This is a genomic window from Pelagerythrobacter sp. Soil_C_18 (genome assembly GCF_057657235.1).
The window spans coordinates 146,690-169,174 of record NZ_JBDGIU010000007.1; the positions used below are offsets into that span (position 1 = coordinate 146,690).

Sequence of the window (22,485 nt, forward strand, 5' to 3'; positions counted from 1 at the left end):
AGCCGGGCGGAAGGTTCCTCTCCTCTCTCCCCCCTTCCCCCGGCTTCTTTGACAGGAGACAGGCCATGCGCACGACAGCTTCGCATTTCCTCGCCTTCGTCGTGGCTGCTTCGATCAGCAGCCTCATGCTCGGCGCAGCGATCGCCTGAGCCGAAAGGCAGCGAACGAGACGCGGCCGCCACTCAGTCCTCTCCCCCCTTGGTGGCCGCGTCTCAACCGCTCGCTTGAGACGGATCACTCGATCCCGCCCATTTCCTCCGCCATTGTCCGAAGATCGGTCTTAAGCAGCTTGCCGATGTGGCTGCGGGGCATCTCGTCGATCGCGTGAAGCGCGGCGAGGCGCTGCGTCTTGCCCAACCGCGCGTTGACCGCGACGAGAATGTCGGCGGTCGAGGTAGCACCGCCTGCAAGCCGGACGAAGCCGACCGGAGTCTCGCCCCAGCGCCGGCTCTGCACGCCCACCACCGCCGCTTCGGCGACGCCCGGTTCCTTCTCCAGCTCCGCCTCGAGGTCGGAGGGATAGATGTTGAATCCGCCCGAGATGATCATGTCCTTCGCCCGTCCGACGAGCTCGACAAAACCGTCGGTGTCGATCCGCCCGATGTCGCCCATGCGCTGCCACACCTCGCCCGTCGCGGGGTCGGTCCAGTAGCCTTCGCGGGTCTTGTCCGGCTGATTCTTGTATCCGCTCATCATCGTCGGGCTCCGCCCCACGAGATTGCCGGCGGTTCCGGGCGGCACTTCGTTGTCGTCGTCGTCCAGCACCTTGAGCTCGCCGCCCGGAGTCGGACGGCCCACGGTATGGAGCTTGTCCGGAAACTCGTGGCACGCGAGCATGCACACCACGCCGCCCTCGGTCATCGAATAGATCTCGATCAGTGCGCCGGGCATGCGCTGCAGCACTTCCCGCTTGAGCGGCGCGGGAAAGGGGGCGGAGGTGCAGTATTTCATCGCCAGCGAAGAGAGATCGAATTCGTCGAAGCGTGGCTCGTCCATCAGCCGCTGATATTGCACCGGCACGAGCATCGTCACGGTCGCGCGGTCTGCCTCGGCGCCCTCGAGCCAGCCGAGAGCCGAGAACTTGCCCATGACCCGCACGCTGCCGCCCGCCAGCAAGGCAGGGAGGAAAGCCACCATCGTCGTATTGGAATAGAGCGGCGTCGAGGCGAGCGAACGCACATCTAGCCCGCCCGCGCGGTAGGACGCGGCCATTGCAGCGAACTGCCGCCAGCGCATCTGGTGCGAATGGACAATCCCTTTGGGAATACCCGTGGTGCCGCTGGAATAGATGATGTTGAACGGCTCGTCCGGCCGAGGCTCGACCGGGGCGGCGCGTGTCCCGGGCTCAGCCATCCAGCCATCAAGCTCCTCGTCGAGCACGATCCGTTCGAGGCGCGGCAGGAAGTCGTCGCCGAGCTCGGTCAACCGGGCACGGTCGACGAACAGGTGCCGGGCACCGCTGTCGCGGGCCATGCCTTCCAGTTGTTCGCGGCTGGCGCTCGTCGTCAGCGGAGCCGCGACCCCGCCCGCACGCACCGCGGCAAGAAAGACCAGCGCGTAGGGAATGCTCGAAAGCCCGAGGATCGCGACCGACTGGCCACGCTCCAGCCCATCGGCCTGGAGGCGGGCGGCGATCCGCTCGACCCGGTCGGCCAGCTCGCTCCACGTCAGCATGCCCCGCTCGTCGCGCAGCGCCACTGCGCCTGGCTGGTGGTCGGCCCAAGCCGCGAGAATGTCGGAGAACGAACCGTAAGGTTCTGCGAGCGCGGCGGCGGGATCGGTGATCGGCATACCCGCCTTTCTATTTGCACCGGCGGACTTGTCGAGAGATTCGCGGCCGTCGGCGTCAGCCGACGTCCTCGCGGCGCAAGGCCTGCGGCGGCGAGAACGACAGGCGTGCGAGGCGCCAGGCCGGGTCGTCGCCCATCAGCTCGTCCAGCTTCAGCAAATCGGCCGGCGGATGCACGCCTTCGATCGTACCGACGATATAGCGGCCCGATTCGCGGAGCCGCACCTCGCCCTGCGGCCAGAGCTCTTCGAGCCGGGCCTGCAGGCGCTGCGCCTCGGCCGAGATGTCCGAACTGTCCAGTTCGCGCGGTGCGCCGTCGAGCAGTTCCGCCGCCGCAATGCCCATGTTCGACAGCCCGTCGCGCAGGATCGAGAAGGCGATGAACAGCGCGGCCGCACTGTCCGCCCACCAGTAGCCGAAATAGATACCGAGAATGCCGACGATGCCGGCGAGGCCGGTCTGCCAGTCGGCCTTCTGCATCAGCGCGTCGGTGTGCAGAACCTTGTCGCGCAGTCTTTCCGCCACCGGCAGCTTTATCCGCCCGAGAATCATCGGCACGGCAACCGACCAGCCCAGCGCGGCGATCATCAGCCAGCCGAGCCAGACCGTGTGCCCGAAGACCTCGACCGGAGCGACCGTGGGATGTTCGGCCATGATCAGGGTCATCGCGCTCTCGTACATCAGGAACCCGCCGACCGCGGTCAGCGCGACCGCGGCGACGAGGAACGCGAGGCTGTTCACGCGGACAAAACCGAAAGGGTACTTCCCGGTCGGGTCCTTCGGCTCGAAATGAGCAGCGATGAGGAAAGTGATCGCGGGCACGAGGCTCAGCACGTCCTCGATCAGGGCGGAGCGCATCGCCTGGCTGCCGCCCATCGTGGCGAACATCGCTGCGACGACGGTGCTCATCCAGAACAGCGTCTGCCATTCGAGCCGCTTGGCGCGGGCGAAATCCTCGCGGATAGGCGCGGGCAGGCGGTTCACCGCGCTTCCCTTTCGACCAGCGCGATCCAGCCGTTCTCACCGTTGCGGAAGGCGAAGCGCGGCACATGTTCCTCTTCGCCGGCGTTTCGCCTCCGCCCGAGAGGACTGCCGAAGTGCACCTTGCCGGCCCAGGGCGAGGCTTGTGCAAAATGGCCGTAGACCAGATCCACCTTGCCCTTCTCGAGCCGGTTCAGGAGGTCCTCGCCGTGGCCTTCCACCCGCGTGACTCGCGCTCCGAGCCGGCCGGCGACACGTTCGACTATCCGCTCGGCATCGGGCGAACGCGGAGCGCCGGCAATATCGCCGAGCACGATTTCATGCGTGCGCCGGATGCGCTCGGTGGTGCCGTTTGGGTCGCGCGGCAGCTCCGCACATGCGGCGAGCCCTGCAATCAGGATTGCGGCTGATGCGACCGTTCCCGCGAGGCGCAGGAACGCGTTCCCCGTGATGCCCATGGCCGGGCAACGCCGCAGGGCGATGCGGCGTTCCCCACGTGCGATTCGCCTGTGGATGGAAAGGGTGTTCTCACCTTCCGAAACGGCCCCCTTGTGCCTATATGATGTTCATGGACGAGACCCCTGAAAACACCCCGCCCGCAGCGGCGAAGACGAACGGTTACGGCGCGGATTCGATCAAGGTCCTCAAGGGCCTCGATGCGGTGCGCAAGCGGCCGGGCATGTACATCGGCGATACCGACGACGGATCGGGCCTCCACCACATGGTGTTCGAGGTATCCGACAACGCGATCGACGAGGCGCTCGCGGGTCACTGCGACCTCGTTCTGATCGAACTCAACGCAGACGGCTCGGTCTCCGTCGAAGACAACGGGCGCGGCATTCCGGTCGGCGTGCACAAGGAAGAAGGTGTGTCGGCGGCCGAGGTCATCATGACCCAGCTCCACGCGGGCGGTAAGTTCGAGAACACCAGCGACGACAACGCCTACAAGGTCTCGGGCGGCCTCCACGGCGTGGGCGTTTCGGTGGTCAACGCGCTTTCCGAATGGCTCGAGCTGACCGTCTGGCGCGACGGCCAGGAATACTGGATGCGCTTCGAGCACGGCGATGCGGTGGCGCCGCTGAAAGTCGTCGGCGATGCGCCGCCGGTCGCGTCGAATGGCGACGAGGACGGTCTAAAGAAAGGCACGCGGGTCACCTTCCTGCCCTCGACCAACACGTTCAAGAACGTGACCGAGTTCGATTTTGAGAAGCTGGAGCACCGCTACCGCGAGCTCGCCTTCCTCAATTCCGGCGTGCGTATCCTGCTGCGCGACCTGCGCCACGAGGAGACTGCCGAGCACGATCTCTTCTACGAAGGCGGGATCGCCGCGTTCGTGAAGTACCTCGACCGCAACAAGCAGGCGCTGGTGGCCGAGCCGATCTCGGTTTCGGCCGAGAAGGACGGGATCGGGATCGATGTCGCGCTGGAGTGGAACGATTCGTACTACGAGAACGTGCTCTGCTTCACCAACAACATCCCGCAGCGCGACGGCGGCACGCACCTGGCCGCGTTCCGCGCGGCGCTGACGCGCACGCTCAACAACTATGCCTCCGCGTCCGGCCTGATGAAGAAGGAAAAGGTCTCGCTGACGGGCGAGGACATGCGCGAAGGGCTGACCGCCATCGTCAGCGTCAAGCTGCCCGATCCCAAGTTCGGCTCGCAGACCAAGGACAAGCTGGTCAGTTCCGAAGTGCGTCAGCCGCTCGAGAGCCTGATGAGCGAGAAGATGACCGAATGGCTGGAGGAGAACCCGGCCGACGCGAAGTCGATCATCCAGAAGGTGGTCGATGCCGCCGCCGCGCGCGAAGCCGCGCGCAGGGCGCGCGAAATGAGCCGCAAGGGCGCGATGAGCGTCGCCAGCCTGCCCGGCAAACTCGCCGACTGCCAGGAACGCGATCCCGCCAAGAGCGAACTGTTCCTGGTCGAGGGCGATTCGGCCGGCGGCTCGGCCAAGCAGGGCCGCGACCGCAAGACCCAGGCGATCCTGCCGCTCAAGGGCAAGATCCTCAACGTGGAGCGCGCGCGGTTCGACCGGATCATCGGATCGAAGGAAGTCGGCACGCTGATCCAGGCCATGGGCACCGGCATCCGCGACGATTTCAACCTCGAGAAGCTGCGCTATCACAAGATCGTGATCATGACCGACGCCGACGTCGACGGCGCGCATATCCGCACCCTGCTTCTGACCTTCTTCCACCGGCAGATGCCGGAGATCATCAAGGCCGGGCACCTCTTCATCGCTCAGCCGCCGCTCTACAAGGTGAGCAAGGGGCGCAGCGAGGTCTATCTGAAGGACCAGGCCGCGCTCGACCGCTACCTCGTTGACGCCGGACTGCAGGGCCGAATGCTCGAAACGGTGGGCGGCACCCGCGGCGGCGCCGACTTGCGCCATCTCGTGGAGCATGGCCTGCGCATCCGCAACCTGATGGGCTTCATCCCGCGCAAGTACGACGCCGCGATCGTGGAGCAGATGGCGCTTTCGGGCGTGTTCGACCCGGCGATCGACAGCGGAACGCGGCGGCAGGCGCTGGCCCTCGCGACCGAGCGGCTCGGCATGTCCGATCCCGAGGCGGAATGGCGCGCGGAACTGCGCGCCGACGGCAGCGTGCGGTTCGAGCGGCTGTGGCGCGGGGTGACCGACGTTCACGACATCGAGGCAGCTTTCCTGACCAGTGCGGAAGCGCGCAAGCTTCACAGCCTCGCGAGCGAGAACCCCGACGTCTACGCCCGGCCCACGCGGCTCGCGCGCGTCGGCGCGGAAAGCGATGCGGCCGAAGAAGACGAGAGCGGTGAAGGCGACAACGAAGAGACGGAAGTCATCGTCGCGCCCGACGCGGCGATCACCCGGCCAACCGAGTTGCTCGATGCGGTGCTCGCCGCCGGACGCAAGGGCCTCTCGGTCCAGCGCTACAAGGGACTGGGCGAGATGAATGCCGAGCAGTTGTGGGAGACCACGCTCGACCCCGAGAACCGCGCCCTGCTGCAGGTCAAGGTCGAGGATGCCGACGTGACGGACGAGATCTTCACCCGCCTGATGGGCGACATCGTCGAGCCGCGCCGCGAGTTTATCCAGGACAACGCCCTGAACGTCGCCAACCTCGATATCTGATCGGTGCTATTCCGCGGCCGGCGGCGCGAGCCGGTAGGTGCGGTCGGGCGTGACGTCGTCGAACGGCACGTTCTCGTTCTGCATGCGGTAGAGCGCGCCGTCGGCGACGAGGACGACCGGCTGGCGTACCACGCCCTGAAGGCGCAGGCGCTTGCCGTCGGGCAGCCATTCCCAGGTGCCGGTCTGCGTGCGGCCGCCTTCGACTAGCGTGAAAGTGCCATCGTTCCCGATCGAGAGACTGTCGGCCGTGCCGTCGGGATTGGGCCGGGTGTAGGCGGTCGCCTGCTGCAGCGCTTGGCGTCCGTCCGCCGCCACGCGCGGCAGCGAAGGGTCGCGCGGACCGTCCGGCTGCGGGCGGCCGCGCGTGGTCTGCTCTGCCGTAGCGCCGCCGCCGTTGACGCGCGCGGCGAAGTCCTCCGCGTTCTCGCCCTTCGGCTGGTCGCCGCAGGCGGCCAGCGCAAGAGGGGCGGCAAGGATGAAGGCCATCGCGGCGTGGCTGCGGTACATTTGCGTCGGCTCCTGTCGATTCGTGGTTCGAGCCAGTTACGACGCTTAGATGACAGATTTCGGAAAGCCGCCGCATGCATGTGGGCTTGCACGATTTCGAGTTGAGTCTCGCGCCCGCGCCCGGCACGGGAGAGGCGCGCGTCAGGCGGTCTGTCATCTGCCGGACATCCGCTTCAGCCAGGGACCGAGCCATGAACTTTCGCAACCTCCTCCCTCTCGCAGCGGCGATCGCGCTCGGCGCCTGCGTCAGCGTGCCCGAGGCGCCCGACACTCCGGCGGAGCCGGTCACGGTCAAGATCCTCGGGCTCAACGACTTCCACGGCAATCTCGAGCCGCTCCCCCGCCCGATCCGGCTGACCGACGATGCGGGCGCACAACACGAGGTCGGGGCCGGCGGCGCGGCCTATCTCGCCTCGGCGGTCGCAAAGTACCGCGCGGGCGGCGACCATTCTCTGGTCATCGCCGCGGGCGACCTGATCGGCGGCAGCCCGCTCGTCTCCTCATTGTTTCTCGACGAGCCGACGATCGGCGCGATGAACCGCATCGGGCTCGACTTCAACGCGGTCGGCAACCACGAGTTCGACCGCGGCTGGCGCGAGCTCGCGCGCATGCAGGAAGGCGGCTGCGAGAAGCACGGACTGCGCGAACCTTGCGCGGTCGAGCCGGACTTCGGCGGCGCCGATTTCGCCTTCCTCGCCGCCAACGTGATCACCGAGGGCGGAGAACCGCTGTTCCCCGGCTACGCCATTCGCCGCTTCGGCACCGGCGCGCGCGAAGTCACTATCGGCGTGATCGGCCTGACGCTCGAGGAAACGCCGACCCTCGTCACGCCGAGCGGCGTGGCGGGCCTCACCTTCGGCGACGAGGCCGAGGCGATCAATGCACTCGTGCCGGAGATCGAGCGGCAGGGCGCCGATGCGATCGTGGTCGCGATCCATCAGGGGCTCCAGCCGGAGCCCGGCACACCGTTCTCGGGCTGCGGCGCGATCGCCGGGCCGCTCCGCGAGATCCTCGAACGGCTCGACCCGCGGGTGGATCTGGTGGTCTCCGGCCATACGCACCGGACTTACGTCTGCGACTTCGCCACGGTCGACCCTTCGCGCGGGTTCACCGTCAGCAGCGCAGGCTACGGCGGCACCCTGCTAACCGACATCGCGCTCACCATCGACCCGGTCGCTGGCGAGGTCACCGACCTCACCGCACGCAACGTGGTGGTCCAGAACGCACGCATCGAGGGCGTGACCCCCGATCCTTCGTTCGAAGTCTTCCAGCCCGACCCCGGCCTCGCCGCATACGTCGCGCGCTATGTACAGGCCGCCCAGGAGGCGGAGATGCGTCCGGTCGGCCGGATCTCCGGCCCTGCCCCCGATCCCGGCCCCGCAACGGAGGAGACGGCGCTCGGCAATCTGATCGCGGACGCGCAGCTCTTCGCCACGCGCGACGCCACGCGCGACGCGGGTGCGCAGATCGCGCTGATGAACAATTCGGGCGTGCGCGCGCCGATCGTGCCTGATGCGGACGGCACGGTGACGTTCGGCGACATCTATGCGGCGCAGCCGTTCGGCAACGCGCTCGTGACCAAGAGCTACACCGGCGCGCAGCTTCTCGCGCTGTTGGAGCAGCAGTTCGACGAGGACGGATTCGTCCAGACCTTCTCGGTTTCCGAAGGCTTCGCCTTCTCCTACGACTTGGGCCGTCCGGTGGGGAGCCGCGTGGTCTCGGTCACACTCGAAGGCAAGCCGATCGATCCGGCCGCGCGCTACCGCGTCACGATGAACAGCTTCCTCGCCGCCGGCGGCGACACGTTCACCGTCTTTGCCGATGGAACCGACGCGGTGACCGGTCCGACCGATCTCGACGCGATGGAGGAATACCTCGGCGCAGCGGAGATGCGGCATCCGCCCGCAGCGGGGCGGGTCACCGACCTCACGCGGAGCTGAGCAGAAAAATCAGGCGATCCGCAGGCCCGCGACCGGCGCGGCGCCGCGCGCCTCGCCCGAAAGGCCGTCGAACAGCGTATCGATGATCGTCGCGAGCTTGCCGTCCTCCAGCTTGTCCTCGTCCAGGATCATCAGCATCTGCGGCAGGGTGTAGCAGACGACCATCTGGTTGATCAGCGAGAGCGCGCGGTTGATCCCGAGGCCGGCAAAATGGCCTTCCTCCTGCGCCTGGGCGATCAGTTCGGCGAGGTAATGATCGGCCAGGTCGATATAGCCGCTCACGTTCTCGAAGTTGTCCGTCCCGACCTCACAATAGACCGCGAAGGCAGCCGGGTCCTTGCGGAAGCGGGCGCGCTGGCGGGCGAAGCGGCGGGCGAAGAACTCGTAGAACTTGCGGCGGATCGGCAGATCGGAGGCGACGACTTCCTCCATGATCGCGATGTCGGGCGCGTACCACTTCTCGAGGATCGCATCGAACAGCGCATCTTCCGTGTCGAAGATCGCGTCGATCCGCGCACGCGGCATCCGCGCTTCCTTGGCCAATGCGGCGCGCGTGATGTTCTCGCCCGTGCGCTCGATCACGCGCATCGCAAGAGTAACGAGCCGGGCGCGTTCGCTGTCCACATCGCTGGGCGAAGTCATGGTAAAAGTCCGTCCCCTTGATCTTTCGCAATCTAGGAACAGACCCGCGCCGGTTAAAGCCCGTGCGGCGCGAATTTTACGGGCCGGCTACTCGCCCGGACGGTCCGCTTGGTTGCCGTCCGTCGGGGTCGGATCGCTGCGGCGCCAGGTCGTCTCCTCCGCCCGTTCGCCGGAGAGCGGCGCGCTTTCGTCCGAAAGGCGGTAAAGCACGCCCTCCGCCACGGCGAAGGCATTGGTTTCACCGTTGCGGGTGATGAGGATGCGGCTGTTGTCCTCACCCCAGGTGAACTCACCGGTCGTCTCCGTGCCGTCGGGCGCGACCCAGGTATAGGTACCGTCGTCTTCGAGCGTGATCCTGTCGACCTCGCCGGTGCGGCCGTGCAGCTCGTACGTGCCCGCATACTCGACCGTGCTGCGCGCATCGAGCGGCACTTCGGGATATTCGACCTCCACCTTGGGCAAGGTCACGTCGACCGGCGCCTCGACATCATCGGTTTCGACCACGCGATCGTCGACTTCCGTGGTGTCGCCGCAGGCGGCGAGCGCAAGAGCGAGGGGAATGGCCAGGGCGAGGCGGGCGGGGGTGTTCATCGGTTCTCTCCTCCGTAAGCGCTTGCTCGTTTCAATGCGCGAGCCTTGGCAGGGTTTCGAGAAAGTCCGCCAAGGGAGTTCCAATCCTACATCCGGAAGACGCCGAACGCCGGCCGCTCCGCTATCGGAGCCTCGAGCGTCGCGGCGAATGCGAGGCCAAGTACGTCGCGGGTCTGGACCGGGTCGATCACGCCATCGTCCCACAGGCGCGCGGTGGCGTAGTAGGGATTGCCCTCATCCTCATACTTCTGCCGGATCGGGGCTTTGAAGGCTTCGGCCTGCTCTGCGCTCCAGCTACCGGCGTCGCGGTGGACGGTGGCGAGCACGCTGGCGGCCTGCTCCCCGCCCATTACGCTGATGCGGGCATTGGGCCAGGTGAACAGGAAGCGCGGCTGGTAGGCGCGGCCGCACATGCCGTAGTTTCCCGCGCCGAAGCTGCCGCCGATCACAACGGTGATCTTGGGCACGGTGGCGGTGGCGACGGCGGTCACCAGCTTGGCGCCGTGCTTGGCGATCCCTTCCGCTTCGTACTTGCCGCCGACCATGAAGCCCGAGATGTTCTGCAGGAACAGCAGCGGAATGCGGCGCTGGCAGGCGAGTTCGATGAAGTGCGCCCCCTTTTGCGCGCTTTCGGAGAACAACACGCCGTTGTTGGCGAGGATCGCCACCGGCATGCCCCAGATATGCGCGAAGCCGCAGACGAGCGTGGAGCCGTAGTGCTGCTTGAACTCGTGAAACTCGCTGCCGTCCACGATGCGGGCGATCACCTCGTGCACATCATACGGCGCGCGCACGTCCTCCGGCACGAGGGCGTAGAGATCTTCCGCATCGAACTTCGGCGAACGCGGCTCGCGGAGCTGCACGCTCTCGGCGCCCTTCGGGTTCTCGCCGAGATGGCTGACGATGTCGCGCACGATCGTCAGCGCGTGCTCGTCGTTTTCGGCGAGGTGATCGACCACGCCGGACTTCTTCGCGTGGAGATCGCCGCCGCCAAGATCCTCGGCGCTGATCTCCTCGCCCGTCGCCGCCTTCACCAGCGGCGGGCCGGCGAGGAAAATCGTGCCCTGTTCGCGCACGATCACTGTCTCGTCGCTCATCGCCGGGACGTAGGCGCCGCCTGCGGTGCACGAGCCCATGACGCAGGCGATCTGCGGGATGCCCAGCGCGCTCATGTTCGCCTGGTTGAAGAAAATCCGCCCGAAGTGGTCGCGATCCGGGAAGACCTCGGCCTGGTGGGGCAGGTTCGCCCCGCCGCTGTCGACCAGGTAGATGCACGGCAGGCGGTTTTCCTGCGCGATCTCCTGCGCGCGCAGGTGCTTCTTCACGGTCATCGGATAGTAGCTGCCGCCCTTCACCGTCGCGTCGTTGGCGGCGATCATCACCTGCCTGCCTGCGACGCGGCCGATCCCCGCGATCATCGAAGCGCCGTTCACGTCGCCCTCATACATGCCGCCCGCCGCAAGCTGGCCGATCTCGAGGAACGGCGAGCCGGGGTCGAGCAGGCGCTCCACCCGCTCGCGCGGCAGCAGCTTGCCGCGGCTGACGTGCCGCTCCCGGTGTTTCTCCGGCCCACCCAGCGCCGCCTCCGCCACGCGGGCGCGCAGCTCGTCTGCCAGCGCCTTGTTATGCGCAAAACGCGCCTTCGCCTCCGTGCTTTCGCGGTCGAGCTTGGTGGTAAGAACGGGTGCGGTCATGGGGTATCCGAATGGCGTTGGGACGGGCGCTTCTGGCGTATCGCAAGGTAAAAGACAAAGGCGGCAAAGGCGCTCTGCAGCGCCAGGCTGGGCAGCAGTTCGGTGTAGCCGGCGACGAATGCCGTCCAGGCGTTCACCAGCACGTCCGACGCCATGATCAGGCACCCGAGGACCAGCGCCGGGGCAGGGCGCCACCAGATCAGCAGGGCCGCGACCGGGTCCAGGAACAGCAGGCTGGTCCAGTAGAGGTTGAAGCCCAGCGGCATGAACTCGTAGGGCAGCCAACCGTACGTGAAGACGTCGGCCGCGTGGCTGGCCGCGCCGAGCAGGAAGCCGACGGTCCAGATCAACATCGCGATCTGCGGGATCGCCTCACGCGGCGCGCCGGCCCGCTCCTCCTCGGCCTGAGGAGGCTTGCTCACCCGGCGGCCCCGATGAGTTCGCGGCCGATCAGCATGCGGCGGATCTCGTTCGTGCCCGCACCGATGTCGAGCAGCTTGGCGTCGCGCAGGTAGCGTTCGACCGGCCAGTCCTTGGTGTAACCCGCACCGCCAAGCGCCTGCACGGCCTCGCCGGCGACGCGGAAGGCGTTCTCGCTCGCGAGCAGGATCGCGCCGGCCGCGTCGAAGCGCGTGGTCTGGCCGGCGTCGCAGCCCTTGGCCACAGCGTAGGTGTAGGCGCGGGCCGATTGCAGCGCGACGTACATGTCGGCGACTTTGGCCTGGATGAGCTGGAACGCGCCGATCGGCTTGCCGAACTGCTTGCGCTCGCGGACGTAGGGGATCGCGCAGTCGAGGCAGGCCTGCATGATGCCGAGTTGGAGCCCGGCGAGCACGACGCGCTCGTAGTCCAGCCCGCTCATCAGCACGCCGACGCCGCCGTGCAGCGGGCCCATCACGTTCTCTTCGGGCACCCTGCAGTCGTCGAACACGAGCTCGGCCGTGGGGCTGCCCCGCATACCCATCTTGTCGATCTTCTGTCCGATCGAGAAACCAGCCATGTCCTTCTCGATGATGAACGCCGTGATCCCGCGGCTGCCCGCCTCGGGCGCGGTCTTGGCATAGACCACCAGCGTGTCGGCGTGGGTGGCGTTGGTAATCCAGAACTTGGTGCCGTTGAGCACATAGCCGCCCTCGACCGCGTCGGCCTTGAGCTTCATCGAGACGACATCGGAACCGGCCTGCGCCTCGCTCATCGCCAGCGAACCGACGTGCTCGCCCGAGATCAGCTTCGGCAGGTATTTCGCCTTCTGCTCCTCGCTGCCCCAGCGGCGGATCTGGTTGACGCAGAGGTTCGAGTGCGCGCCGTAGGAGAGGCCGACCGAGGCCGAAGCGCGGCTGACTTCCTCGACCGCGATCACATGCTCGAGATAGCCGAGGCCGAGCCCGCCGAACTCCTCCTCCACCGTGATCCCGTGCAGCCCGAGTTCGCCCATCGCCGGCCACAGCTCGCGCGGAAACCAGTCTTCACGGTCGGCCTTTTCCGCCAGCGGGGCAATCTGCTCGTCGGCGAAGCGGCCCGCGCTCTCGCGGATCATTTCCGCGGTCTCGCCGAGCTGGAAATCGAAATCGGGGGTGGCGCGCATGAGAACTCCTGTCTGCGGCCAAGGCGCATAGCCGAGCGCGCGAATGGCGGCAAACGCACTTGAGGATCGAAACCCCGCAGATGTTAAGTGGGATAGTGAAAGTATCTGGGATTCCGGCAATTTTCCTTTATCGTGGCGGCGGATCGGAATGAAATTGCACGAGTCGACCCTTTGGCCGGATCACGCGGCTCCTGCGCCCGCGTTTTGCGGTGAAGAGGAGCGCGCAAAGGTCATCGGAGCGCACGGCTTCAATTCCCTGGGCGAGGACCCGGAGCTGGCGGAAATCACCAGATTCGCGGCGCGCCTGTGCGACGCACCGGTGTCGCTGGTGACGCTGGTCGAATCCGAGCGGCAGCGGTTCCTCGCGCGGACCGGGGTCGACATCGACGAGACGCCGCGTTCGACCAGCTTCTGCGCCCATGCGATGATGCAGGCCGACATGCTGGTCGTGCCCGATGCGACCAGGGACCCGCGTTTCGCCAATTTCGAGCTGGTGACCGGCGAATTTGGGCTGCGCTTCTATGCCGGCGCGCCGCTCGTCTCGGCCGAAGGTGCGCCGATCGGGGCGCTGTGCGTGATCGATACCGCGCCGCGGCCGGACGGGCTGACCGACCTGCAGCGGCACGGTCTCACGGTGCTGGCGCAGGCGGTCAAGCGCCGCATCCAGGCGCGCCGCGAATGGCGCGAGAGCGAGGCCGAACATGCCCGGCGCAACGCCCAGTTCCGCACGCTGGGCGATTGGCTGCCCGACATCATCTGGTCGTCGGACGGCAAGGGCCGGTTCGATTACTACAGCGGCCGGTGGGAGAGGGTGACGGGGGCCAAGCCACCGATCGACATCGAAGGCTGGCGGCCGTTCATCCATTCTGACGACTGGGATACGACATATGCCGGATGGACCGACTGTTCGGCCCGCGGCGATACTTACGAGGCCGAATATCGCCTCCGCCAGGCCGACGGCGGCTGGCGCTGGACGATGGCCCGGGCCCTGCCCGTCAGGGACGAGCGCGGCACGGTCATGCGCTGGTTCGGCACGCTCACGGATATCGACGAGAAGCGGCGCCAGGCCGACAGCAGCGGCGCCGTCGCGCACGAGATGGCGCACCGGATCAAGAACATCTTCGCGCTGATTTCCGGGCTGATCTCGGTCCGCACGCGCGGCCGCGCAGAACTGCGCGAGTTCGGCCAGGATCTCGTCGGCACGATCGCCGCGCTGGGCAAGGCGCAGGACTTCGTACAGCTTTCGGGCGCGGAAGGATCGGGCGACCTGCGCGAGCTGGTCCGCGGCCTGCTCGAGCCGTTCTCCGGCGAGGAGCCGGCGCATATCTCGGTGGAAGGCGATACGGTGCCGATCGGCTCGCGTTCGGCCACGCCGCTCGCGCTCGTGCTGCACGAACTGGCGACCAACTCGGTCAAATACGGCGCCCTGTCTGCGGAGAGCGGGCGCGTCACCATCACGCTGCAGGCGGATGGCAAGGACGTCGTTCTCCGCTGGGTCGAAACCGGCGGACCCGAACCCGTGGCGCACGAAGGGCGTGGGTTCGGCACGCGGCTGATCGACATGAGCGTGACCGCGCAGCTCGACGGCAAGGTCGAGCGGGACTGGCGCACGGAAGGCCTTGCCGCCACGCTGCGCCTCGCGCGCGAGAAGCTCGCCAACTGATCCCGTGCATCGCCGCGGCGGCTCAGCCCGCCGCATCGCCGTCTAGCCGACGCTTTTTCCATCCGCGCTAGGCGCAGCGCCGGAAGCGAGCGGCAGCCGGATTTCCGCGCGAAGCCCGCCCGCCGGGCGGTTGGCGAGGGCAAGCTCGCCGCCATGCTGTTCCGCGATCGCGCGGGCGAGCGTAAGGCCGAGGCCGGCGCCGCCGGTCTCCCGGTTGCGCGATGCCTCGCCGCGGGTGAAGGGTTCGGTCATCTCCGCGATGCGTCCGTCGGGAATCCCCGGTCCTTCATCGTCGACCCGCAGGATCGCGTGGCCGCCCTCGCGCAGCAGCGTCACTTCGGCCCCGCCCGCATAGCGCACCGCGTTGGCGATCAGATTGCGCAGGGCCCGGCGCAGCCAGGTGATATGAACGGGCAGGGCTATGCGGGTGGTCTGGCCGAGCGTGACCGGATCGCCCATGTCCTCGAATTCCTCGACCACGGCGGCGGTCAGGGCGGCGAGATCGGCCCGCTCGGGCGGCTCGCTCGCGCGGCCGACGCGGGCGAGCGAGAGGATGTCGTCCAGCGAACGGGTGATGTCCTCGATCGTCGCGGCCATCTTGGCGCGCTCGCCTTCGTCCTCGACCGATTCGATCCGCACGCGCAGCGCAGAGAGCGGGGTCTTGAGATCGTGTCCGATCGCGCCGAGCATGACGTCCTTCTCGTCGAGCAGCGCGGCGATGCGCGCCTCCATCGCGTTGTGCGCGGCGATCAGGCGGCGCACGTCGTGCGGCCCATCGGGGGTGAGCTGGCCGTCGGCGCTCTGCGTGCGGGCGAAGGTCTCGGTCCGCACGGTCAGCGCCGCGAGCGGGCGCGTGATCTGCCGCAGCAGCAGGAAATGCAGACCGACCAGCAGGATGTAGATCACCAGCGTCTGAAGCAGGATCGACCCTATCACGCCGCCCTGGCGTGGCGGGATCGGAACGCGCGCGATCATCCAGCCGTCCGCGCCGCTCCGCTTCAGCGCGGCGACCAGCACGCGCCGGTCCTCCGTGCCGCCCGGCGTCAGCCGCGCGTGCAGCCGAGGCCGCTCGAGGATGTAGGGATCGCGCGACATCGGACGCTCGATCACGATCAGTTCGGCGACGGAGATGCCTTGATCGACCATGACCGCACGCAGCGCCTCGGCGCGGCCGGCGTCGATCTCGTCGTCGGGCAGCCGCGCGAAGCGCTCCGTCTGTTCGATGCGTAGCGGCCGCGTGAAGCGGTCGATCAGATGTCGGTAGGGACGGGGAACGCGCCAACGCTCGCCGCCCTCGCTGCGCGGTTCGCCCCGCACGATGAAGGCGAAGGCCGCGGCATTGAGGACCGAGGCCTCGCGCCGCGCTTCGGCGGCCTGCCACAGGAGCGCCGCGGAGATCGCCTGGGCGAGCAGCAGCACCGCCGCGACCGCCAGCAGCATCTGGCCGAGCAGGCTTCGGGGCCAGAAGCGCATGATCAGCCGCGTTCCCGCGCGGCGCGGCGCACGTCGGCGGCGAAGCGGTAGCCGCCCCCGCGGACGGTCTGGATGAAATGGGGGCTGCGGCTGTCTTCCTCGATCTTGCGGCGCAGGCGGCTGACCTGATTATCGACCGCGCGGTCGAACAGATGCGCCTCGCGCCCCTGCACCATGTCGAGCAGCTTGTCGCGGTCGAGCACCTGGCGCGCGTGGTCGAGGAAGGCGCGCAGCAGGCGGAACTCGGCGGTGGAGATAGGCACGACCGCGCCTTCGGGATCGGTCAGCTTGCGCTTGAGCGGGTCGAGCCGCCAGCCTTCGAACAGGTAGTGCGCGTCGCTCTCGGCCGGAGCGGCGGAGCGCCCGGCGCGGCGCAGGACCGAGCGGATGCGGGCGACGAGTTCGCGCGGCTCGAACGGCTTCACGACATAATCGTCGGCACCGATCTCCAGCCCGACGATGCGGTCCGTCGCCTCGCCTCTGGCGGTCAGGAAGATCACCGGCAGATCGCGCGATTCGACCAGGTGGCGGCAGAGCGACAGCCCGTCCTCCCCCGGCATCATGATGTCGAGCAGCACGAGGTCGGGGACATCGTCGATCAGCGCACTGCGCGCCGCGGCAGCGCTGGGCGCCTGCCGCACGACGAAGCCCTGGCGGGCCAGATATTCCGCCAGGGGTTCGCGCAGGCTGGCCTCGTCGTCGACCAGCAGCAGGCGTGTGAGCGCGGTTTCGTCCATCGTCTCCCCGCCTAGGCCTTCGACTGGCCGGCGATCAAGCGAGCTGCGTTCAGCCGGCCTGTCGCGCGGCGCGGCGTTCCTTCATCCGTTCACGCATGGCGTCGCGGGCGGCCTTGCGTTCGGCGGCCGTGATCGTGCCGTCGCCGTCGGCATCCGAGCGGGCGAAACGGCGCTCGAGCGCGGCGTCGAATTCGGCACGGGTGATCGCCTTGTCGCCATCGGCGTCGGCCCCGCGCAGCATCGCCATGCCCATCGCACGGCCGCCGCGGCGGCCATGGGACATGGGGCGGGTGCCGCGTTTGCCGCGCGCTTCGCTACGCGCCTCGCGCGCCGCCTGCATCTCGGCCTGCGAAACGCCGCCACTGCCATCCGTGTCGAGCCGGGCGAAGCGCTGCGTGCGGCGCTCCTCACGCTTCTCGGCGCGTTCCGCACGGCGTTCGGCCGTTCGCGCGCGGCGCTCGGCGCGACGCGCGTCCATCTCGGCCTGCGTCACCTCGCCGTCGCCGTCGGCGTCGAGGCGCGCGAAGCGCTGCGCCTTGCGGGCCTCGCGGTCGGCGGTATCGAACCTGCCGTCGCCATTGGTGTCGAGCCGTTGGAACATCGCGCCGGCGTGCGCGGTCATTTCGGCGCGGGTGACGTTGCCGTCGCGGTCAGCATCGGGACTGTGCCGGCCGCCCTGATGCTGGGCGAGCGCCGTGGTGGCACCGCCCAGGACGAGCGCGGCTGCAGAAAGGGAAAGGGCAACCTTCTTCATCGTCGAACCTCCGTTCGGGAAAGGTTGAACTGCGAGACCGCCCGGAAGGGGGGAGGTAGGAGGCGGCTCTCGCAGCTCAGAGTGCCCTTCTAGGCCGCGATTGTCGCAGGATTATCGCGCGAAACGGCAGAAGTGTCGCGGTTTGTCGCAGCGCCGCGACCACGTTCAACCGCGTGCAAGAATCGGAAGCCGCGGCGCGCCTAGCGGGGCCGGTGCTCGGTCCCTTCGCCCGCGGTGATGAACAGCGCGGCCGCCTCACCCTCGATATCCGCCGTGTGCCAGGTTCCCGGGGGATTGATCGCATATTCCCCGGCCCCGAGCGTCACCGTCGCCGTCGAGCCGTCGGCGTGTTCCTGATGCAGCGTCATAGCGCCTTCGAGGCACAGCACGACCTCGTCGCCGGCCGGATGCATCTCCCAGCTGTCCCATGACTGGGTGAAGCGGTGGAAGCCCACCAGCCGCCCTTCCTTCCCGTCGGCGGCATGGCGCGCGACATAGTCGCCGTACCATTCCATGCCGGTGAACTCGGGCTCGCTCACCGCCGTGGCGCCGAGCCCGAGGTGAATCGGGAACCGCTCGATCGGCGTGCCGGCCATCAGCCCTGCACCATGCAGAAGGCGTTGAGCTTGTTGCCCTCGCGATCGCGGAAATAGGCGGCGTAGAACGTGTTCCCCTGCTCATCCGGCTCGCCGCGCGGCCCCGGTGCGCCCTCATCGCTGCCGCCGTTGGCCAGCGCGATCTCGTGCAGTCGCCGGACCTGCTCGGGGTCCTTCGCCTGAAGCGCGGCCATGGTCCCGTTGCCGACCGTCGCCGTGTTGCCGTCGTAAGGCTTGACCAGCGAGATGCCCGCACCGCTGCCGCCCAGTTCGCCCCAGACGACGAACGTGTCGAAATCCATGATCCTGCCGACACCCAGCTCTGCGGCCAGCGCATCGTAGAACCCGGCGTTGCCCTGCAGGTCGTTCGTCCCCAACGTTACGTAACCGATCATCGCATCTCTCCCATCTGCGACTCGCGACCATCAGAACATTACATGAACAAATTCCCGTCGGAAAGACCCTTCAGAGCGGCCGGCAAGCCTCCTCGAGCCAGGCGAGCGCCTCGCCCTCGAGCTGCGGCGCGAGGATTGCGCGGGTCTTCGCGTGGTAGGCATTCCACCAGGCGATCTCCTCGTCCGTCAGCAGGGAGCGCTCCACCAGCGTGCGGTCGATCGGCACGAAGGTGAGCGTCTCGAAGCCGAGCCAGTCGCCTTCGCCGCCCGGAATGTCGCGCGTGACAGTCAGGATCAGGTTCTCGATCCGGATGCCGTACTCGCCGCCCTTGTAGTAGCCGGGCTCGTTCGAGAGAATCATGCCGGCATGGAGCTCCTGCCCGGTGCCGGCCTGCCCGCCGCTCGCCTTGGCGATGCGTTGCGGCCCCTCGTGAACGCCGAGATAGCTCCCGACCCCGTGGCCGGTGCCATGGCCGTAGTCGACCCCGGCCTGCCACAGGAACTGGCGCGCGAAAGCGTCGAGCTGGCTGCCGTTGGTCCCCTGCGGGAACGTCGCGCGGTTGATCGCGATATGCCCCTTGAGCACGCGGGTGAAGCGGTCCTTCTGCTCCGCCGTCGGCTCGCCGGGCGCGATCCACACCGTGCGCGTGATGTCGGTCGTCCCGTCGAGGTACTGCCCGCCCGAATCACACAGGAAGATGCTGCCCGGCTCAATCGGCAGGTTCGATTCCTCGTCGACCCGGTAGTGCGGGATCGCCGCATGCGGCCCGGCCGCGGAAATCGTGTCGAAGCTGTTGTCCTTGAGCGCCCCGGTGGCGAGGCGGAATTCCTGCAGCTTGGCCGCAGCCGAGAGTTCGGTCTCGCCGCCCTTGGGCGCCGCGACCGAGAGCCAGTGGAGGTACCGCGCAACCGCCGCGCCGTCGCGTTCCTGTGCCCGTCGGTGCCCTTCTTGCTCGATCGGGTTCTTGATCGCCTTGGGCAGGATCACCGGATCGCGCTCCGCGACCGGCTTCGCACCCGCATCCTCGAGCAGGCGGAAGATCGCCGCCACGCCGTAGTCGGGATCGACCGAAACGGTCTTGCCCTTCATCCCGCTGAGGGAGTTCTCGAACGCGCTGCGCGCGCGGATCGTCACCGCGTTGCCGAGGTGTTTCTCGAGCTCGGGCGTGACTTTCTCGGGCGCGATGAACAGCTCCGCCGTCCCGTCGCTGTGCGCGATGAGATAGGACAGCGCGACCGGCGTCCGCTCGACGTCGGCACCGCGAATGTTGAGCAGCCAGGCGATCGAATCGAGCGCAGAGACGACGGTGGCGTCATAGCCTTCGCTCTTGAGCCAGTCGGCGACTTCGGCGCGCTTCTCCGCGCTCGAACGGCCGGCGTGCTCGTCCCCATGGACCAGCGCGGGCGCCGGAGACGGGTCAGGCCGGTCGGCCCACACGGCGTCGACCGGATTGCTGTCGACTGCAATAAGCTCGCTGCCCTTCTTCGCCAGCGCCTTGCCGACCTGGTCAGCCCAGCCTTTGGTGTGGAGCCAGGGGTCGAACCCGATCTTCGCGCCTTCGGGCGCATTCTCCGCGATCCACTTGCCCATCGAGACCTGCGGCACCAGGCAATAGTCGTAGAGCTTCCCGTCGACCTGCTCGCGCACCTGGATCGTGTAGCGTCCGTCGATGAACATCGCCGCCTTGTCGCGCAGCACGACCGCGCTGCCGGCCGAGCCGCCGAAGCCGGTCAGCCAGGCGAGGCGCTGGGCATAGCCGCCGATGTACTCGCTCATGTGCTCGTCGGAGATCGGAACGACGAAACCATCCAGCCCCCGTCGCTTCAGTTCCTCGCGCAGGGCGGTGAGGCGGGCTTCGTGGGTTTGCATCAGCATGGTTGCGGTCCTTCCGTGGCCCACATAGAGGCGCAGGATGGATCATGCCACCGAACAATCCGTATTTGGGCCGCCGATCGCGGAGAAGCGGCCCGTTACTGCAACGCATCACGGGCTCGAGATTTCCGACGATTACGCCTGGCTGCGCGACCCGGGCTATCCGGTAGTCGACGATGCCGAGGTCCTCGCGCACCTCGCGGCGGAGAACGCCTGGTTCGAAGCGCGGATGAAGCCTTACCGCCCTTTGGTCGACACGCTTTTCAAGGAGATGCGCGCGCGGATCAAGGAGGCGGACAAGTCGGTCCCGCAGAAGGACGGCGACTGGCTCTACTGGATCGAGTTCGAGGAAGGCGCCGAGTACAAGAAATGGTGGCGACGCCCGGTCGGTGCGCCCGACGACGGCAGCGCCGACGTGCTCATCCTCGACGAACCCGCGCTGGCCGAGGGCAAGGATTATTTCCGGGTCGGCGCGCTGTCGGTCAGTCAGGACGGGAGCAAGCTCGCCTATTCGATCGACGACAACGGCTCCGAACGGTTCACCGTGCGGATCAAGGATCTGGCGACCGGCGAGATGCTGCCCGACGAGATTTCCGGCACGCTCTCCGCACTGGTCTGGGTCGCGGGGGACACCGGGATCGTCTACTCGCTCGCCAACGAGCAGTGGCGGACCGACAACGCGCGGCTCCACTGGCTCGGTAAGCCTGCCGAGGAGGACGTCGAGCTCTATCACGAGGACGACGAGGGCTTCCGCGTCGGCTCGACGCTCTCGGCGGACGACAAGTGGCTGATCGTCGGTACCAGTGACCACGAGACGAGCGAGGTCCGGCTGATTCCGGCGGACGATCCGCTGGCCGAGCCCCTACTGGTCCGCGCGCGTCGCAAGGGCGTGGAGTATGACGTCGACACGAACGGCGAGACGCTGTTCATCCATGCCAACGACACGCACGAGAACTTCCGCCTCGCAATCGCACCGCTCACCGATCCGTCCGACTGGACGACGCTGATCGAGGGTTCGGACGAATTCTACCTCACCGGCTTTGCGCTGTTCCGCGACTTCTACGTCGTCGAAGGGCGGCAGGCGGGCCTCGATACGATCGAGGTGCGGTACTACGACGATCCCGAGCGGGTCGAGCCGATCGCCTTCCCGGAGGAGAGCTACACCGCCGGGCTCGGCAACAATCCCGAGTTCGCGACCGACGCGCTGCGGCTGTCCTACGAAAGCATGGTCAGCCCCTCGACCGTCTACGACTACCACGTGGCGGAGCGGCGGCTCGAAACGCTGAAAGTGCAGGAGATCCCGTCCGGCTACGACGCCTCGCTCTACCGCACCGAGCGGATCGAGATCGCGGCGCGCGACGGAACGCCGATCCCGGTTTCGATCCTCTACCGTGCCGACCGTGCAGGCGCGGGCCCGTTGCACCTCTACGGCTACGGCGCCTACGGCATCGCCATTCCGCCGGGCTTCTCGACGACGCGGTTCAGCCTGGTTGACCGCGGCTTCGCCTATGCCATCGCGCACATCCGGGGAGGCGACGATCTCGGCCGCGCCTGGTACAAGGCCGGGAAGCTGGAGCGGCGGGTCAACACCTTCACCGACTTCGTCGACGTGGCGAAGGGGCTGATCGCGCGCGGTCATACCGAGGCCGGCAAGATCAGCATCTCGGGCGGCTCCGCCGGCGGCGAGCTGATGGGCGCGGTGATCAACTCCGATCCCGAACTCTGGGGCGCGGTCGTCGCCCACGTACCCTTCGTCGACGTGCTCAACACCATGCTCGACGCGAGCCTGCCGCTGACGCCGGGCGAATGGCCCGAGTGGGGCAATCCGGTCGAGGACAAAACGGCGTTCGAGCTGATCCGCAGCTACAGCCCCTACGAGAACGTGCGCGCACAGGCCTATCCGCCTATGCTGGTGACCGCCGGGCTCAACGATCCGCGGGTGACTTATTGGGAACCGGCCAAATGGGTCGCCCGCCTGCGCGAACTCAGGACCGACGACAACGAGCTCCTGCTCAAGACCAATATGGGCGCGGGCCACGGCGGCAAGTCCGGGCGGTTCGAGAGTCTCGAGGAGACCGCCGAGGAGTTCGCCTTCATCCTGTGGCAGATGGGTATGGCGGCCATACCCTCAAGCAGTGAAGCGGTAGGGCGATAAA

The 22,485-nt window shown here is 67.6% G+C and carries 19 protein-coding genes; 4 read left to right on the top strand and 15 right to left on the bottom strand.

The window, feature by feature from the left end; translation table 11 throughout:
* Nucleotides 1–234: 234 nt before the first annotated feature.
* Genes AC3A5N_RS14635 through AC3A5N_RS14645 form a run of 3 tightly spaced genes read right to left on the bottom strand, consistent with a single transcriptional unit; the run spans nucleotide 235 to nucleotide 3,228 of the window.
* Complete coding sequence (locus tag AC3A5N_RS14635; RefSeq protein ID WP_487738060.1) at nucleotides 235–1,791, bottom strand: class I adenylate-forming enzyme family protein; 1,557 nt, start codon at nucleotides 1,789–1,791, stop codon at nucleotides 235–237.
* 55 nt (nucleotides 1,792–1,846) lie between these two features.
* On the bottom strand, nucleotides 1,847–2,773 hold the full coding sequence (locus AC3A5N_RS14640) for a cation diffusion facilitator family transporter (protein WP_487738061.1): 927 nt from the start codon (nucleotides 2,771–2,773) through the stop codon (nucleotides 1,847–1,849).
* Nucleotides 2,770–3,228: a hypothetical protein gene (locus tag AC3A5N_RS14645; protein ID WP_487738062.1), complete on the bottom strand. Its 459-nt coding sequence runs from the start codon at nucleotides 3,226–3,228 to the stop codon at nucleotides 2,770–2,772. The genes AC3A5N_RS14640 and AC3A5N_RS14645 overlap by 4 nt, the downstream gene beginning before the upstream one ends.
* Nucleotides 3,229–3,338: 110 nt before the next feature.
* Between AC3A5N_RS14645 and gyrB the strand changes: the two genes are divergently transcribed.
* Nucleotides 3,339–5,879: a DNA topoisomerase (ATP-hydrolyzing) subunit B gene (gyrB, locus tag AC3A5N_RS14650; protein ID WP_487738063.1), complete on the top strand. Its 2,541-nt coding sequence runs from the start codon at nucleotides 3,339–3,341 to the stop codon at nucleotides 5,877–5,879.
* Between the two features lie 6 nt (nucleotides 5,880–5,885).
* Here gyrB and AC3A5N_RS14655 read toward each other — a convergent pair whose 3' ends face one another.
* Nucleotides 5,886–6,386 carry a hypothetical protein gene (locus tag AC3A5N_RS14655; RefSeq protein ID WP_487738064.1) on the bottom strand — a complete coding sequence of 167 codons (501 nt, stop codon included), beginning with the start codon at nucleotides 6,384–6,386 and terminating at the stop codon, nucleotides 5,886–5,888.
* A gap of 191 nt (nucleotides 6,387–6,577) precedes the next feature.
* Here AC3A5N_RS14655 and AC3A5N_RS14660 point away from each other — a divergent pair, with 191 nt between their 5' ends.
* Nucleotides 6,578–8,326: a bifunctional metallophosphatase/5'-nucleotidase gene (locus tag AC3A5N_RS14660; RefSeq protein ID WP_487738065.1), complete on the top strand. Its 1,749-nt coding sequence runs from the start codon at nucleotides 6,578–6,580 to the stop codon at nucleotides 8,324–8,326.
* A gap of 9 nt (nucleotides 8,327–8,335) precedes the next feature.
* On the opposite strand, the gene AC3A5N_RS14665 is transcribed toward AC3A5N_RS14660, so the two are convergent.
* The 5 genes from AC3A5N_RS14665 to AC3A5N_RS14685 all read right to left on the bottom strand — a co-directional run bounded on the left by AC3A5N_RS14665 (nucleotide 8,336) and on the right by AC3A5N_RS14685 (nucleotide 12,838).
* Nucleotides 8,336–8,968, bottom strand: a complete 633-nt coding sequence (locus tag AC3A5N_RS14665; RefSeq protein WP_487738066.1) for a hypothetical protein — start codon at nucleotides 8,966–8,968, stop codon at nucleotides 8,336–8,338.
* A gap of 87 nt (nucleotides 8,969–9,055) precedes the next feature.
* Nucleotides 9,056–9,559 carry a hypothetical protein gene (locus AC3A5N_RS14670; RefSeq protein ID WP_487738067.1) on the bottom strand — a complete coding sequence of 168 codons (504 nt, stop codon included), beginning with the start codon at nucleotides 9,557–9,559 and terminating at the stop codon, nucleotides 9,056–9,058.
* Nucleotides 9,560–9,645: 86 nt separating this feature from the next.
* Nucleotides 9,646–11,253 (bottom strand): carboxyl transferase domain-containing protein, encoded by a 1,608-nt coding sequence (locus AC3A5N_RS14675; RefSeq protein WP_487738068.1) that lies wholly within the window; start codon nucleotides 11,251–11,253, stop codon nucleotides 9,646–9,648.
* Nucleotides 11,250–11,675, bottom strand: a complete 426-nt coding sequence (locus AC3A5N_RS14680; protein WP_487738069.1) for a hypothetical protein — start codon at nucleotides 11,673–11,675, stop codon at nucleotides 11,250–11,252. The genes AC3A5N_RS14675 and AC3A5N_RS14680 overlap by 4 nt, the downstream gene beginning before the upstream one ends.
* On the bottom strand, nucleotides 11,672–12,838 hold the full coding sequence (locus tag AC3A5N_RS14685; RefSeq protein WP_487738070.1) for an isovaleryl-CoA dehydrogenase: 1,167 nt from the start codon (nucleotides 12,836–12,838) through the stop codon (nucleotides 11,672–11,674). The genes AC3A5N_RS14680 and AC3A5N_RS14685 overlap by 4 nt, the downstream gene beginning before the upstream one ends.
* A gap of 148 nt (nucleotides 12,839–12,986) precedes the next feature.
* Here AC3A5N_RS14685 and AC3A5N_RS14690 point away from each other — a divergent pair, with 148 nt between their 5' ends.
* Nucleotides 12,987–14,501 (top strand): sensor histidine kinase, encoded by a 1,515-nt coding sequence (locus AC3A5N_RS14690; RefSeq protein ID WP_487738071.1) that lies wholly within the window; start codon nucleotides 12,987–12,989, stop codon nucleotides 14,499–14,501.
* A 42-nt stretch (nucleotides 14,502–14,543) separates the two neighbouring features.
* Here AC3A5N_RS14690 and AC3A5N_RS14695 read toward each other — a convergent pair whose 3' ends face one another.
* The 6 genes from AC3A5N_RS14695 to AC3A5N_RS14720 form a co-directional block, all read right to left on the bottom strand.
* On the bottom strand, nucleotides 14,544–15,974 hold the full coding sequence (locus AC3A5N_RS14695) for a sensor histidine kinase (RefSeq protein ID WP_487738072.1): 1,431 nt from the start codon (nucleotides 15,972–15,974) through the stop codon (nucleotides 14,544–14,546).
* 2 nt (nucleotides 15,975–15,976) lie between these two features.
* Nucleotides 15,977–16,711 (bottom strand): response regulator, encoded by a 735-nt coding sequence (locus tag AC3A5N_RS14700; RefSeq protein ID WP_487738073.1) that lies wholly within the window; start codon nucleotides 16,709–16,711, stop codon nucleotides 15,977–15,979.
* Between the two features lie 49 nt (nucleotides 16,712–16,760).
* The gene (locus AC3A5N_RS14705) at nucleotides 16,761–17,465 is read right to left on the bottom strand and encodes a hypothetical protein (protein WP_487738074.1); all 705 of its coding nucleotides are present in this window, start codon (nucleotides 17,463–17,465) and stop codon (nucleotides 16,761–16,763) included.
* Nucleotides 17,466–17,665: 200 nt separating this feature from the next.
* A complete protein-coding gene (locus AC3A5N_RS14710) occupies nucleotides 17,666–18,061 on the bottom strand; it encodes a cupin domain-containing protein (RefSeq protein ID WP_203108499.1) in 396 nt (131 codons plus the stop codon).
* On the bottom strand, nucleotides 18,061–18,456 hold the full coding sequence (locus AC3A5N_RS14715; RefSeq protein WP_487738075.1) for a VOC family protein: 396 nt from the start codon (nucleotides 18,454–18,456) through the stop codon (nucleotides 18,061–18,063). The genes AC3A5N_RS14710 and AC3A5N_RS14715 overlap by 1 nt, the downstream gene beginning before the upstream one ends.
* Before the next feature lie 70 nt (nucleotides 18,457–18,526).
* Nucleotides 18,527–20,332 (bottom strand): aminopeptidase P family protein, encoded by a 1,806-nt coding sequence (locus tag AC3A5N_RS14720; RefSeq protein ID WP_487738076.1) that lies wholly within the window; start codon nucleotides 20,330–20,332, stop codon nucleotides 18,527–18,529.
* Nucleotides 20,333–20,369: 37 nt separating this feature from the next.
* On the opposite strand from AC3A5N_RS14720, the gene AC3A5N_RS14725 reads away from it, so the two are divergent.
* The gene (locus AC3A5N_RS14725; protein ID WP_487738077.1) at nucleotides 20,370–22,484 is read left to right on the top strand and encodes a S9 family peptidase; all 2,115 of its coding nucleotides are present in this window, start codon (nucleotides 20,370–20,372) and stop codon (nucleotides 22,482–22,484) included.
* Nucleotide 22,485 lies beyond the last annotated feature (1 nt).

Excerpts from the sequence above, each read along its gene's own strand:
- AC3A5N_RS14705 (WP_487738074.1), bottom strand. The coding sequence starts at position 17,465 with ATGAAGAAGGTTGCCCTTTCCCTTTCTGCAGCCGCGCTCGTCCTGGGC.
- AC3A5N_RS14695 (WP_487738072.1), bottom strand. The coding sequence starts at position 15,974 with ATGCGCTTCTGGCCCCGAAGCCTGCTCGGCCAGATGCTGCTGGCGGTC.
- AC3A5N_RS14720 (WP_487738076.1), bottom strand. The coding sequence starts at position 20,332 with ATGCTGATGCAAACCCACGAAGCCCGCCTCACCGCCCTGCGCGAGGAA.
- AC3A5N_RS14725 (WP_487738077.1), top strand. The coding sequence starts at position 20,370 with ATGGATCATGCCACCGAACAATCCGTATTTGGGCCGCCGATCGCGGAG.
- gyrB (WP_487738063.1), top strand. The coding sequence starts at position 3,339 with ATGGACGAGACCCCTGAAAACACCCCGCCCGCAGCGGCGAAGACGAAC.
- AC3A5N_RS14660 (WP_487738065.1), top strand. The coding sequence starts at position 6,578 with ATGAACTTTCGCAACCTCCTCCCTCTCGCAGCGGCGATCGCGCTCGGC.
- AC3A5N_RS14710 (WP_203108499.1), bottom strand. The coding sequence starts at position 18,061 with ATGGCCGGCACGCCGATCGAGCGGTTCCCGATTCACCTCGGGCTCGGC.
- AC3A5N_RS14655 (WP_487738064.1), bottom strand. The coding sequence starts at position 6,386 with ATGTACCGCAGCCACGCCGCGATGGCCTTCATCCTTGCCGCCCCTCTT.
- AC3A5N_RS14645 (WP_487738062.1), bottom strand. The coding sequence starts at position 3,228 with ATGGGCATCACGGGGAACGCGTTCCTGCGCCTCGCGGGAACGGTCGCA.
- AC3A5N_RS14715 (WP_487738075.1), bottom strand. The coding sequence starts at position 18,456 with ATGATCGGTTACGTAACGTTGGGGACGAACGACCTGCAGGGCAACGCC.
- AC3A5N_RS14675 (WP_487738068.1), bottom strand. The coding sequence starts at position 11,253 with ATGACCGCACCCGTTCTTACCACCAAGCTCGACCGCGAAAGCACGGAG.
- AC3A5N_RS14670 (WP_487738067.1), bottom strand. The coding sequence starts at position 9,559 with ATGAACACCCCCGCCCGCCTCGCCCTGGCCATTCCCCTCGCTCTTGCG.
- AC3A5N_RS14685 (WP_487738070.1), bottom strand. The coding sequence starts at position 12,838 with ATGCGCGCCACCCCCGATTTCGATTTCCAGCTCGGCGAGACCGCGGAA.
- AC3A5N_RS14665 (WP_487738066.1), bottom strand. The coding sequence starts at position 8,968 with ATGACTTCGCCCAGCGATGTGGACAGCGAACGCGCCCGGCTCGTTACT.
- AC3A5N_RS14635 (WP_487738060.1), bottom strand. The coding sequence starts at position 1,791 with ATGCCGATCACCGATCCCGCCGCCGCGCTCGCAGAACCTTACGGTTCG.
- AC3A5N_RS14700 (WP_487738073.1), bottom strand. The coding sequence starts at position 16,711 with ATGGACGAAACCGCGCTCACACGCCTGCTGCTGGTCGACGACGAGGCC.
- AC3A5N_RS14690 (WP_487738071.1), top strand. The coding sequence starts at position 12,987 with ATGAAATTGCACGAGTCGACCCTTTGGCCGGATCACGCGGCTCCTGCG.